Source organism: Vibrio tapetis subsp. quintayensis, assembly GCF_030409945.1.
Taxonomy (GTDB): domain Bacteria; phylum Pseudomonadota; class Gammaproteobacteria; order Enterobacterales; family Vibrionaceae; genus Vibrio; species Vibrio quintayensis.
Map to the genome: position 1 here is coordinate 106,113 of NZ_JAUFQV010000035.1, position 12,105 is coordinate 118,217.

The following is a 12,105-nucleotide window of genomic DNA, read 5'->3' on the forward strand; positions in this document are numbered from 1 at the left end:
ATAATTCTCAACTGGAGCCTCTATTCCATGCATCGTTCCCTTTTCGTTCTACTTTCCCTATTACTGCTCGGTGGTTGTTCTTCACTACCTGAACAGTTGAATGCTCAATCTGAAAGCGTCATTACTGATTTTTCAACTTGGACTCAACAAGTTGAAACTTACCAAGGTGATGTACGTCTCGGTGGTATTGTGGCTAAAACTACGAATCTAGAAAGCCAAACTCGTTTGGAGTTGGTGAATATGCCAATTAACGACGTAGGTAAACCAGATATCGGTAAAGAAGCAAATGGCCGTTTTGTGGTGTATGTGGATGGCTTTCTCGATCCGGTTACCTACTCAGAGGGGCGTTTGGTTTCTGTTGTCGGAAAAGCAAAAGGATTGGAGCTTGCCAAAGTAGGGGAGTCTAAACACCAAATGCCGGTGTTGCATGCCTATGGTGAGCATTTATGGCGAATAGAAGAGTGGGTTGCAATTGACCACGCTGGTTCTTATTTAGAAACTTGTCACGGGCTTTATTGTACCGATGTTCGCATTGGTCCGAGCCGTGGCCGAGTGATCAAAGAAGTTAAATAATACTGAAGCGCCAATGAAACAGACTGATTATTTTTTTGATGATGGTAAACAAATTGCCTGCATTGAATTAGGTAACGCACAAACGGCCGATTATTCGGTCGTTTTTATTCATGGTTGGTTAGATAACGCGGCAAGTTTCATCCAAGTTATGCAGTTGATGCACAGCGTACAGCCGAACTTGCACCTAGTGGCGATTGATTTGCCCGGCCATGGTTTGTCTAGCCACAAAGACCCCGATAATTTTTACCCCTTTCACGACTATATCGACGATTTATACCGCTTTTTGCATGAAATTCCAGCAACTAAACGGATTTTAGTAGGGCACTCTCTTGGTGCTTTGATAACGAGTTGCTATAGTGCCGCGTTTCCTGAACACGTTGCTGGTTTGGTTCAAATTGAAGGCATGGGGCCATTGGCTGAGCAAGGCCAAAATGCCACTGATCGTTTGAGGCGTGGAGTCAAAAGCCGAGAGCGTATTCGTCGTAAAACGGGCCGATCTCTGGCCAATAAAGAGCAGGCTTTGGTTCTTAGGAGCATGTCGACGGGGGTAGAGAAAGATCTCATCGCACCGATTGTTGAACGAGACTTACGCTACGACGAAATCGAATGCAGTTGGTTTTGGCGTCATGACCCCAAATTGAAAAGTGACTCCCTGTACCGAATGACCAATGAACAAGCAGTAACGCTGACAGGAGATATTCAATGTCATCACCGAATTATTCTGGGTGATCAAGGTTTTGAGTATTTAAAAAATAGAGGCAGCAATGAAGCGATTACCCACATCGTAAAAGGTTCACATCATTGCCATTTGGAATCATCTGACGCAGTTGTAAAGATAATTCTAGATTTAGTTAACAAAATTTAAACAAGTGTTTGAGAGTTCCGTGCTCAACTCTTGCGGCTATGTTGTAATAGAAACTTAATTTAATAAATCAACAGTCAGCCATTATTTGAGGAGTTTATTCGTGGATAAAGTTTGGCTTAATCGCTATCCAAGTGACGTTCCAGAAACCATCGACCCAGACGTATACCCATCTTTAGTCGAGATGTTTGAGCAATCCGTCAACAAATTTGCAGATCAGCCCGCGTTTATGAATATGGGCTCGGTCATGACATTCCGTAAACTGGAAGAACGTAGCCGAGCATTTGCCGCTTATCTTCAGAATGACTTAAAGCTTAAAAAAGGCGATCGTGTCGCGATCATGATGCCAAACTTGCTGCAATACCCAATTGCACTATTTGGTGTTTTGCGCGCAGGCCTTATCGCTGTGAACGTAAACCCGCTTTACACACCTCGTGAACTAGAGCATCAATTGAATGACTCGGGCGCCAAAGCGATCGTGATTGTGTCGAACTTTGCTAACACACTTGAGCAGGTTGTTGATAAAACACCTATTAAGCATGTTGTGTTGACCAGTCTCGGGCAAATGCTGCCAAGAGCAAAAGGTACATTGGTCGATTTTGTAGTGAAGTACGTCAAGCGCATGGTGCCAAAATACGATTTGCCTAACGCCATTTCATTTCGTAAAGCGTTACACAAAGGTCGTCGTCTTCAATATGTGAAGCCGTTTATGTCTGGTGACGATATTGCATTTCTTCAGTACACGGGTGGTACAACCGGTGTGGCTAAGGGCGCAGTATTAACTCACAGAAATATGATTGCTAATGTGATGCAAGCGAAAGGTGCTTATAGCCCCATGCTGTCTGAAGGGCGAGAGCTGGTGGTTACCGCATTGCCGCTCTATCATATTTTTGCTTTAACCGTTAACTGCTTGCTGTTTATTGAGATGGGCGGTCGTAACCTGCTTATCACTAACCCTCGAGATATTCCTGGGTTCATCAAAGAACTGCAAAAATATCCGTTTACCGCGATTACTGGTGTGAATACATTGTTTAACGCACTGGTTAATAACGAAGACTTTAAAGAACTTGATTTTAGCAACCTGCACATTTCTGTAGGCGGCGGTATGTCGGTGCAAAAATCAGTCGCCGATAAGTGGAAACAAATTACGGGTGGTTTCCTTCTGGAAGGTTATGGCCTTACCGAGTGCGCCCCTCTTGTTGCGGCTAACCCTCATGATTCGTCAGCGTATAATGGTGCTATCGGCCTGCCTGTGCCTTCGACTGAAGCTCGTATTATCGATGATGAAGGCAAGGTATTGCCAAGCACACCAGAGAGCGTTGGTGAACTTCAAGTGCGAGGCCCGCAAGTGATGCAAAGTTACTGGCAGCGCCCTGAAGCAACCAAAGAAGTGATTGATCAAGACGGTTGGTTATCAACGGGTGACATCGTAAAATTTGATGAAGAAGGCTTCTTGCATATTGTTGACCGCAAGAAAGACATGATCTTAGTTTCTGGTTTTAATGTTTACCCGAATGAAATCGAAGAAGTGATTTCAATGCACGGCAAAGTGCTAGAACTTGCAGCGATTGGTGAACCGCATGATGTGTCTGGTGAAATAGTTAAAGTCTACATCGTGAAACGCGATCCTAGTTTAACCAAAGAAGAAGTGATTGCGCATTGTCGTGAGCATCTTACTGGTTACAAGATCCCTAAGAAGATCGAATTCAGAGAAGAGCTTCCAAAGAGTAATGTTGGTAAGATTCTACGTAGAATCTTACGAGAAGAAAACGACGCTAACATAGCGGAGCAATCAAACTCCTAAGCAACTTCTAAGTAACAATGCTAAAATGCTGACAATAGTCGGCATTTTTTTTGTCTTATTTTTAGTGCCGTTCCCCTTTTTTTAACATAGAGAAGCCAGTGAATTATCAAATCATTGCTAACCAAACTGAATTAGAACGTGTTTGTCAGCTCGCCAGAGAAGTTGACACTGTTATGTTGGATACCGAATTTGTTCGCACACGTACCTATTATCCACAGCTTGGACTGATCCAACTTTTCGATGGCGAAAATTTGTCGTTAATTGATCCGACAGAAATCGACGATATGAGTGCATTCACCGCTTTGCTGAAAGACACGGCAGTGGTGAAAGTTCTGCACGCCTGCGGTGAAGACTTAGAAGTGTTCGCGCATTCATTTGGTGCCATGCCAACCCCTATGATTGACACTCAAATCATGGCGGCGTTTTTAGGTCATGGTTTGTCGACAGGGTTTGCTGCCCTAGCAAAAGAATATCTTGATATCGAGTTGGACAAAAGTGAAGCCCGAACAGACTGGTTGGCTAGACCACTGACTGAAAAGCAACTTGAATACGCGGCCGCCGATGTATTTTATTTGCAGCCTATTTATCAAAAGCTTGAAGTTGCAGTGCAAGAGGCTGGCTGGTGGGAAGCCGTGCAGCAAGAATCTGATTTAGTCGTTAGTAAGCGTGCTGTACGTCATGTACCAGACGTCGCTTACATCGATGTAAAGGGCGCTTGGCAATTACAACCAAAGCAGTTAGCTACTCTCCAAATTCTTGCTAAATGGCGCGTCGAAGAAGCCATTAAGCGTGATTTGGCACTTAACTTTGTGTTCCGTGAACAAGACATGCTTGAATGTGCTCGTTTAAGCATTAAGAGCTTGAAGAAAATGGAACAAGAGGGCTTTGATTTTCGAGAAATTCGCCGCCATGGTAATCGAGTGATCGAGATGGTTAAAGAAGGCGAATTAGTACCAGAAGAAGAGTGGCCGCAAGCCATTGACCGTTTAATGGATCTTCCTGGTTATAAGCAATTGTTTAAAGATCTAAAAGATGAAGTAAAGCGTGCAGCGCAAGCAACCGGCTTAGCAACAGAATTCTTGGCGTCTAAAAAGCAGCTCAACCAAGTGTTTACTTGGGTATGGAAGAAAGACCGCGATCCAAGCTCTCTACCAGACACTATGCAAGGTTGGCGTTTGGAAGTATTAGGCGAGAAGCTAATTAAACACTTTGATTAGATAGTCAGATAAACGACGAATGCTAAATTAAAAAAGCTCTGGCGAAAACCAGAGCTTTTTTGTGCTAGCTCGAAATGAAAAAATTATTTCTCTTCGTCAGGCAGCTTAACGTTCAGCTCTAGCACGGACAAGTCGGTATCGCTCTGATCTAGCGATACTTCAACCATGTTAGGGTTTACGTCTACGTATTTCTTAAGAACTTCAAGAATGTCTTGCTTTAATTGAGGCAAATAAGAAGGCGAACCTTGCCCTTCTTTGCGGCGTTCAGCAACGATGATCTGCAAGCGCTCTTTGGCAACATTCGCGGATGTTTTCTTTTGTGGTCGGAAAAACTCCAGCAGTGACATAATTAACTAGCTCCCAAATAGTCGTTGAAAGATGCCTTTTTTCTGTTCAGTCAAAAAGCGGAATTCAATAGTTTCACCAAGTAAGCGTTCTACGGCGTCACCGTAAGCCATACCTGCGTCGGTTTCTTCATCGAAAATTACCGGTACACCTTTGTTAGATGCATTCAGTACAGCTTGGCTTTCTGGAATCACACCAATCAATGGAACATGAAGAATCTCTTCAACATCTTCAACACTCAGCATTTCGCCTGTTGCGACACGTGCAGGGTTGTAGCGAGTCAGTAATAAATGCTGTTTAACTGGCTCAAGGCCCAATTCTGAACGTCGGCTCTTTGAATCCAAGATACCTAAAATACGGTCTGAATCGCGTACAGAAGAGACTTCTGGGTTGGTGGTAACAATGGCTTCATCTGCAAAGTATAGCGCCATCAGCGCGCCTTGCTCGATACCTGCGGGAGAATCGCAGATAATGAAGTCGAAACCCATCTCGTCCATTTCTTTAAATACGCGTTCTACGCCTTCTTTCGTTAGCGCGTCTTTATCACGAGTTTGAGAAGCGGGTAGAATGAAAAGATTGCTGGTACGCTTATCTTTAATAAGTGCTTGATTTAACGTTGCTTCGCCATTGATTACATTTACAAAATCGTAAACAACGCGACGCTCGCAACCCATGATGAGATCTAGGTTACGTAAGCCGATATCAAAGTCTATTACTGCGGTTTTTTTGCCTTTAAGAGCAAGACCAGATGCAATAGCTGCACTCGAGGTCGTTTTACCTACGCCACCTTTGCCTGATGTAACAACAATAATGCGTGCCATCATTAATTCCTTATTATTTTTAAATACTGAGTATGTCGATATGCAGTTGGTCATCTATCATGCCAAACATGATTTTCTTCTGCCAATACCCACTTTCAATTTTATCGCTAAGCCAATAGTTTCCAGCGATGGAAATCAGCTCTGCTTGCAAATCGTTACAAATTATCTTGGCTTGCGTTTGGCCACTCGCTCCGGCAATTGCACGGCCGCGTAACGTGCCGTGAATATGAATACTGCCATCGGCAATCACTTCTGCACCTGCGCTGACGTGGCTTAAGATCACTAAGTCGCCGTCTTTGGCATATACCTGTTGCCCAGAACGAATCGGAGTTCGAATTATTTTAACTGGAGCCATTTTTGCAGGTTCTCTGGTTGGCGACTTACTTGCCGACATCAACGCAAAGCCAGCTTGTTTTGCTGAATCTTGTGCGCGCCTGTCTTTACAGCCAGCGACGCCAACAGGGATCATGCCTGCGTTGAGCACGCCCGCTTTCAGTACGTGAAAGTCAATGTCACCTGAAACGTTTTCGACGTTAAGCACTACCGGCGCATTAGCGAAGAAAGCAGGAGCCTGCTCAACCTTCTGATTGAGGAAGGAAATGCTGTCTTCAACTTGATTTCCGGATAAGTGGAGAACAGATAAGGTGAAACTGCTTCCTTTTAAATCTGTTGTTGTAGTCATCTTACTTCTTCGAACGTTATGCTATTACGATAGCCAAGAGATGTAAGCATGTTATATTTGTTAACTAGCCTCATCAAGCAATCTTATTGCTAAATAGGCGCTTTCAGACCAAAATCTCATAAAGTTTGCGAAAACTTAACTTTATGTGTGAACAAAAGGATTAAAAATAGGTTACTTATGTTGTGTTCTATCTACAAAAGCAGCAAGAAAGAAGGTATGTACCTCTACGTTCCAAAAAAAGACGATTTCTCTGATGTACCAGAAGAACTGAAGAAGGTGTTTGGTACGCCAATGTTCGTTATGGTGATTAAGATGGATGGCAGAACATTAGCTCAAGTAGATATCGAGAAAGTAAAACATTCACTAAAGACGGACGGGTTCTTTTTGCAAGTGCCACCGCCAGTTGAAAACCAATTAGAAAAATACAAAGAGCAAAAGGCTGCACGTTCGTAGCAAGCCAAAATGCGAAAGGAGAGTTAGGTTGAGGAAGATTATAACAACAATTATAGGGCTGGGTTTATCAACATCTTTAATGGCGAAGCCAACCTTTGATGAATACGTCAGTGAATTAAAAGCCGAAGCCAGACAGAAAGGGATCTCTGAACAAACCTTAAGCAGTGCATTTGTCGATGTAACGTACAAACCACGTGCCGTCAAAGCCGATAGAAATCAGCCTGAAAAGCGATTGACTCTGGATGAATACATTCCTAGAGCAGTGCCTGACTGGAAAGTAAAACAGGCAAAAGCTCTATACAGCAAGCACTACACTGAACTTAAAAAGATCGGTGATGAGTTCGGGGTTCAACCGCGATTTATTGTGGCGCTGTGGGGTGTTGAAAGTAATTTCGGTAAGTTTACCGGTGGTTATAGCGTGATCGATGCATTAACGACGTTAGCTTACGACGGACGACGTGAAGCTTTCTTCCGTAAAGAAACCATGGCGGCCTTAACAATACTTGAGCAGGGTCATATTGCAGCCAAAGATATGAAAGGCTCTTGGGCTGGTGCGATGGGACAATGCCAGTTCATGCCGAGTTCGTTTATTGCTTACGCAGCCGATGGTAATGGCGACGGCAAAAAAGACATTTGGAACACCAAAGCCGATGTATTTGCATCTACTGCTAACTATCTTAAGCAATCCGGTTGGGATGATACCTATACTTGGGGCCGCCAAGTATTAGTGCCGAAAGGGATTGATAATGAACTACAAGGGCGTCAACAAGAAAAAGCCAAGACCTTAACCCAGTGGGCAGAACTTGGTGTAACACGTATGAACGGTCAGACGCTACCTCAACCAGAAACGGATATTGAAGCTTGGCTTATCATGCCTGATGACGTAAATGGACGAGCCTATCTCATCTATAATAATTATCAGGTGCTAATGAAATGGAACCGCTCTTATTATTTTGCGTTAGCGGTTAGCCATTTGGCCGATAGAATTAAATTCGATTAATAAAATGTAAAATGAGAGGGCTCTATATGGGCCCTTTTTTAATGCTAAGGATTGAACATGTCGACAGAAAGAGCCAGTCAAATGGTGATTTTTTACAATTTGATCTTGCATGGAAGCTTCACTGTTGCAGCAAAGCAACTCAACGTATCGGTTTCTCACGTCAGTAAGCAAATTGCCAAGCTGGAATCGGAACTCAAAGTTAAATTGGTACAAAGAACAACACGTACCGTATCGGCAACACCAACGGGCGAGCAATTTTATCTATGCTGTAAAACGATGATGAGCGCGATGGAAGACGCCGCTAATCTGGTTGAAGACCAGCGTGACGAGGTGTCTGGCCCGTTGCGAATTGGTATTGCTCAGTCGTTTGGCACATTACATATCATCCCATTAATAGAAGAGTTGCAATTGGCTTACCCATTATTGCAGATAGAGGTTAGCTTATTTGACGATTATGTGGATATGGTCGAGATCGGGCTGGATTTATGGATAACAAACCTTGAGCAACTGCCAGATGGTTATGTCGCACAACGGCTAACTGATACACGCTTTGTGTTGGTTGCGTCACCGAACTATTTGGCTAAGTGCGGTACGCCGTATCTGCCTCAAGATCTGATGGAACACAATTGCTTGATTTATCACAGCCGCCAGAGAGATTACAGTACTTGGAGCTTTAGCAAGGAAGACGAAGAATTATGGATCAATGTATCGGGAAACTATCAAGTAGATTTGGCAGAAGCGGTTCGGAATGCCGCTATTTCAGGGTGGGGAATTGCTTACTTAGCAACTTACTTGCTTAAAGATGAATTTCGTAAAGGGGAGTTGCTTCAGTTGTTGCCAGACTGGCGAGCCAATCAAAAAATGACATTTTATGCAGTGTACCCAAGCCGTAAGCATAAGCCGAAGAAACTAGCAGTGGTCATTGATTTTCTTAAGCAACGTTTGGGTGATAAGCCTTACTGGGACAAGTCGCTTCAGTCTTCGATCAATCTAAGTTCGTGACTTAAACAACCTCTATCCGATAAAAAGCAAACGATTGTTTCTATGGTGGGAAATATTTTTTCCATAGAGAAATAGTAGAGTTGATGGTTATTGATAACTCTATTAAATCAGCATGTTACTGTTGTTTAGATTTTACTCGCCAGAATTTGCATCAAACCATTAACAAGCCTAGCTTGCATCTATTGTTCCCGCTCTTACAATGCGCGTCTTTCCTGTTTTATATACTCTAAAAGACGCGACATGACTTCTATATTAGGCATCATTGCCATTCTATTTACTGCTTGGTTGTTATCAACTGATCGCAAAAACATTCCATTACGCACGGTAGGCTTGGCCTTCCTTTTGCAAATATTTTTTGCGTACCTTGTTTTATATTTGCCTGCTGGCAAAAATGCGCTAAACAGCGTGACGGGGGCAGTGGCTGGTCTGATTGATTATGGACAACATGGTATAGGGTTCTTATTTGGGGGCTTAGCGGATGGAAGTAATGGCTTTGTATTTGCCATCAATGTTCTGGGTGTGATCATCTTTTTCTCGGCCTTAATTTCAGGGCTTTATCACATAGGGCTAATGCCAAGGGTCATCAATTTAATTGGTGGTGCTTTGCAAAAACTGCTGGGTACGGGCCGCGCAGAATCGCTGTCTGCAACTGCAAATATCTTCGTTGGTATGATTGAGGCTCCGTTGGTTGTTAAGCCTTACCTAAGTAAGATGAGTGACTCTCAGTTTTTTGCGGTAATGACCTGTGGCCTAGCTTCGGTAGCGGGTGGCACTTTAGCTGGTTATGCGTCGTTAGGTGTGGACCTAAACTTTTTGATTGCAGCGGCTTTCATGTCAGCGCCGGCGGGATTATTAATGGCAAAAATCTTGGTACCACCAAGCCCAGATGACGTGCAAATTAATGACTTAGAAAACGTTGATATTCCTCGTGCAGCCAATGTTGTTGAAGCCATGGCGGATGGCGCCATGTCTGGTGTGCGTATCGCTGTTGCAGTTGGTGCAACTCTACTGGCTTTTGTCAGTGTGATCGCCCTGCTAGACGGTTTGCTCGGTCACGTCGGTTCATGGTTTGGGTTTGAGCTGAGTTTTGGCTTAATTATGGGTTACCTTTTTGCTCCTGTTGCATGGCTACTAGGTATTCCGTGGAATGAAGCAATTGTCGCAGGTTCTTTGATTGGTAATAAAGTCGTCGTGAATGAGTTCGTCGCATTTATCCAGCTAATGGAAGTGAAAGATCAGTTAAGCGAACATTCACAAGCCATCGTTACTTTTGCATTGTGTGGCTTTGCCAATATATCAACTATGGCCATGTTAATTGGTGGCCTTGGCAGCATAGTGCCAGAACGCCGCACTTATATCTCCAATAATGGAGCTAAGGCAATAACTGCCGGGGTACTTGCGAACTTAATGAGCGCAGCGATTGCAGGTGTTATTCTTTCAATCTAAAAATCTAGGCAGCATGCAATAACGTATTGAAGCGTAGTGCATGTTAGCCCCCAAAACACTGGCGTGTAGTACCTAATCGATTAAATGGTTGGGTACAAAAAAGGCTCACCGTTTGCGGTGAGCCTTTTTATCATCTGGCTTTCATGTAAAGCTGAGCGTCTTATTTGTCGCTGTGGTATTGCTCACAAGCTAGCATCGTGTTTTCTATTAAGCTCGCAACCGTCATTGGCCCAACACCGCCAGGTACCGGAGTAATGAAGCTTGCTTTGGTTTTCGCTACGTCGTATTCAACGTCGCCAATAAGCTTGCCTGACTCTAGACGGTTGATACCTACATCGACCACGATAGCGCCTTCTTTGATCCAGGCCCCAGGAATGAAGTTAGGCTTACCAACAGCCACAACAACAACGTCGGCTTGGCGCACGTGATGCTCCAAATCTTTTGTGAAACGATGACAGGTAGTGGTTGTACACCCTGCTAGCAATAACTCCATTGTCATTGGGCGGCCAACAATATTAGAAGCACCAACCACAACAGCGTGTTTACCACGTAATTCAATGTTGTAACGATCAAGAAGAGTAATTATGCCTTTAGGTGTGCAAGACCTTAATTTCGGCATACGCTGACATAAACGACCAACGTTATAAGGGTGGAAACCATCGACATCTTTTTCTGGGTGGATTCGCTCTAACACCAGTGTGTCATCAATACCTGCAGGCAGTGGTAATTGAACCAAAATACCATCGATTTCATCGTCTTGGTTTAGCTGGTCAACAAGCTCTAATAATGCTTCTTGAGACGAGTCTGCTGGAAGATCGAAAGATTTAGAAACAAACCCAACTTCTTCACATGCACGACGTTTACTGCCAACATAAACTTGAGATGCTGGATCTTGACCTACAAGAACCACGGCAAGACCAGGAGCTCGTAAGCCCAAATCCGTGCGAGCTTTTACACGAGCCGCGACTTCAGAGCGAACCGTTTGTGAAATCAATTTTCCATCAATATTTTGAGCAGTCATGGTATTCCTTGAGATAATGGGACTAACACTGGCGCACATTGTCGCAAAAAAGTGTGACAAATGCCATTAGGCAATCGATTGCTTTACTAATGAATGCTGTAAAAAGCATCGGCATGGTTTTTTTTTGGCCATTCAGATCAGAATGTTAGATAAACCCGTTGACCTTGGGCGCTCAACTCGTATAATCCTTTCCCTGTAGCGCGCCCTTAGCTCAGCTGGATAGAGCACGTCCCTTCTAAGGATGTGGTCGAAGGTTCGAATCCTTCAGGGCGTACCACATTTAGAAAGCCTGATAACTCCTAGAGTTGTCAGGCTTTTGTCGTTTTAGCAAGATTGGTATATATCGATCTCTAAGAAATGAGCATCCCCAGTTAGATTATAAAGGGGTATGCCTTAACCCCAACATACAGCAGCCATCTTCCAAGTAGCGATCTGTTACCACCTCAAATCCAAATTTTCCGTAGTAATCTTTTAAGTGCTCTTGAGCAGAAATAAAAATGGAGCTGTCTGGGTAAACCTTACGAGCCGCGTCAAAACTAACTTGCATGAGCTGGTTGCCAATCTGTTTGCCACGATAGTCTCTGGTTACGATTACTCGGCCAATACAAACATCACTTGCGTTTGAGTCGAGTAATGGCAGTACATCGGACGGGTACCCGATTTTTTCTCCCATAATGCGACTATAAGCGACTAGCTCATTTTCTTTATATCCCATAACGTGATAAGTCCCAGGATCGCTGTCTTTACCATCTAGGTCATTATATGGTGTGTCCATTTCTACTATAAATATATCGACCCTGTGCTTTAAGAAGGCGTATAGCTCTTGAACAGAAAGATCGTCAAATTTTTTAACGTGCCACTTAATCATCGTCATTGTTC

The 12,105-nt window shown here is 43.7% G+C and carries 13 protein-coding genes and 1 tRNA gene; 9 read left to right on the forward strand and 5 right to left on the reverse strand.

The features are described 5' to 3' along the window. The first annotated feature begins 27 nt into the window (after positions 1 to 27). The 4 genes from QWZ04_RS17920 (at position 28) to rnd (ending at position 4,456) form a co-directional block, all read left to right on the forward strand. Positions 28 to 573, forward strand: a complete 546-nt coding sequence (locus QWZ04_RS17920; RefSeq protein ID WP_290329625.1) for a Slp family lipoprotein — start codon at positions 28 to 30, stop codon at positions 571 to 573. A gap of 13 nt (positions 574 to 586) precedes the next feature. Then, the gene (locus QWZ04_RS17925) at positions 587 to 1,438 is read left to right on the forward strand and encodes an alpha/beta fold hydrolase (protein WP_290329626.1); all 852 of its coding nucleotides are present in this window, start codon (positions 587 to 589) and stop codon (positions 1,436 to 1,438) included. A 100-nt stretch (positions 1,439 to 1,538) separates the two neighbouring features. Continuing rightward, the gene (gene fadD, locus QWZ04_RS17930; protein ID WP_290329627.1) at positions 1,539 to 3,239 is read left to right on the forward strand and encodes a long-chain-fatty-acid--CoA ligase FadD; all 1,701 of its coding nucleotides are present in this window, start codon (positions 1,539 to 1,541) and stop codon (positions 3,237 to 3,239) included. Between the two features lie 98 nt (positions 3,240 to 3,337). After that, entirely contained in the window at positions 3,338 to 4,456 is a 1,119-nt protein-coding gene (gene rnd, locus QWZ04_RS17935) for a ribonuclease D (RefSeq protein ID WP_290329628.1), read from the forward strand. Positions 4,457 to 4,539: 83 nt separating this feature from the next. Here the strand turns inward: rnd and minE are convergent, their stop codons facing one another. Genes minE through minC form a run of 3 tightly spaced genes read right to left on the reverse strand, consistent with a single transcriptional unit; the run spans position 4,540 to position 6,304 of the window. Continuing rightward, entirely contained in the window at positions 4,540 to 4,803 is a 264-nt protein-coding gene (gene minE / locus QWZ04_RS17940; protein ID WP_102522602.1) for a cell division topological specificity factor MinE, read from the reverse strand. Positions 4,804 to 4,809: 6 nt separating this feature from the next. Then, on the reverse strand, positions 4,810 to 5,622 hold the full coding sequence (gene minD, locus QWZ04_RS17945; protein ID WP_290329824.1) for a septum site-determining protein MinD: 813 nt from the start codon (positions 5,620 to 5,622) through the stop codon (positions 4,810 to 4,812). 19 nt (positions 5,623 to 5,641) lie between these two features. Further along, complete coding sequence (minC, locus tag QWZ04_RS17950) at positions 5,642 to 6,304, reverse strand: septum site-determining protein MinC (protein WP_290329629.1); 663 nt, start codon at positions 6,302 to 6,304, stop codon at positions 5,642 to 5,644. Positions 6,305 to 6,481: 177 nt separating this feature from the next. Here minC and QWZ04_RS17955 point away from each other — a divergent pair, with 177 nt between their 5' ends. The 4 genes from QWZ04_RS17955 to QWZ04_RS17970 all read left to right on the forward strand — a co-directional run bounded on the left by QWZ04_RS17955 (position 6,482) and on the right by QWZ04_RS17970 (position 10,205). Further along, positions 6,482 to 6,757 carry a YcgL domain-containing protein gene (locus tag QWZ04_RS17955; protein ID WP_290329630.1) on the forward strand — a complete coding sequence of 92 codons (276 nt, stop codon included), beginning with the start codon at positions 6,482 to 6,484 and terminating at the stop codon, positions 6,755 to 6,757. Between the two features lie 28 nt (positions 6,758 to 6,785). Then, positions 6,786 to 7,757 (forward strand): lytic murein transglycosylase, encoded by a 972-nt coding sequence (locus QWZ04_RS17960; protein WP_290329631.1) that lies wholly within the window; start codon positions 6,786 to 6,788, stop codon positions 7,755 to 7,757. A 57-nt stretch (positions 7,758 to 7,814) separates the two neighbouring features. Beyond that, the gene (locus QWZ04_RS17965; RefSeq protein ID WP_290329632.1) at positions 7,815 to 8,759 is read left to right on the forward strand and encodes a LysR family transcriptional regulator; all 945 of its coding nucleotides are present in this window, start codon (positions 7,815 to 7,817) and stop codon (positions 8,757 to 8,759) included. A 240-nt stretch (positions 8,760 to 8,999) separates the two neighbouring features. Continuing rightward, positions 9,000 to 10,205: a NupC/NupG family nucleoside CNT transporter gene (locus tag QWZ04_RS17970; protein ID WP_290329633.1), complete on the forward strand. Its 1,206-nt coding sequence runs from the start codon at positions 9,000 to 9,002 to the stop codon at positions 10,203 to 10,205. A 160-nt stretch (positions 10,206 to 10,365) separates the two neighbouring features. Here QWZ04_RS17970 and folD read toward each other — a convergent pair whose 3' ends face one another. Further along, positions 10,366 to 11,226, reverse strand: coding sequence for a bifunctional methylenetetrahydrofolate dehydrogenase/methenyltetrahydrofolate cyclohydrolase FolD (gene folD, locus QWZ04_RS17975; protein WP_290329634.1), 861 nt, complete (start codon positions 11,224 to 11,226; stop codon positions 10,366 to 10,368). 200 nt (positions 11,227 to 11,426) lie between these two features. Here folD and QWZ04_RS17980 point away from each other — a divergent pair. Beyond that, positions 11,427 to 11,503, forward strand: a tRNA-Arg gene (locus QWZ04_RS17980). Between the two features lie 99 nt (positions 11,504 to 11,602). On the opposite strand, the gene QWZ04_RS17985 is transcribed toward QWZ04_RS17980, so the two are convergent. Beyond that, a complete protein-coding gene (locus QWZ04_RS17985) occupies positions 11,603 to 12,094 on the reverse strand; it encodes a GNAT family N-acetyltransferase (protein ID WP_290329635.1) in 492 nt (163 codons plus the stop codon). Between the last annotated feature and the right edge of the window lie 11 nt (positions 12,095 to 12,105).

Excerpts from the sequence above, each read along its gene's own strand:
- QWZ04_RS17920 (WP_290329625.1), top strand. The coding sequence starts at position 28 with ATGCATCGTTCCCTTTTCGTTCTACTTTCCCTATTACTGCTCGGTGGT.
- QWZ04_RS17925 (WP_290329626.1), top strand. The coding sequence starts at position 587 with ATGAAACAGACTGATTATTTTTTTGATGATGGTAAACAAATTGCCTGC.
- minE (WP_102522602.1), bottom strand. The coding sequence starts at position 4,803 with ATGTCACTGCTGGAGTTTTTCCGACCACAAAAGAAAACATCCGCGAAT.
- minD (WP_290329824.1), bottom strand. The coding sequence starts at position 5,622 with ATGGCACGCATTATTGTTGTTACATCAGGCAAAGGTGGCGTAGGTAAA.
- minC (WP_290329629.1), bottom strand. The coding sequence starts at position 6,304 with ATGACTACAACAACAGATTTAAAAGGAAGCAGTTTCACCTTATCTGTT.
- QWZ04_RS17955 (WP_290329630.1), top strand. The coding sequence starts at position 6,482 with ATGTTGTGTTCTATCTACAAAAGCAGCAAGAAAGAAGGTATGTACCTC.
- QWZ04_RS17965 (WP_290329632.1), top strand. The coding sequence starts at position 7,815 with ATGTCGACAGAAAGAGCCAGTCAAATGGTGATTTTTTACAATTTGATC.
- QWZ04_RS17970 (WP_290329633.1), top strand. The coding sequence starts at position 9,000 with ATGACTTCTATATTAGGCATCATTGCCATTCTATTTACTGCTTGGTTG.
- folD (WP_290329634.1), bottom strand. The coding sequence starts at position 11,226 with ATGACTGCTCAAAATATTGATGGAAAATTGATTTCACAAACGGTTCGC.
- QWZ04_RS17985 (WP_290329635.1), bottom strand. The coding sequence starts at position 12,094 with ATGATTAAGTGGCACGTTAAAAAATTTGACGATCTTTCTGTTCAAGAG.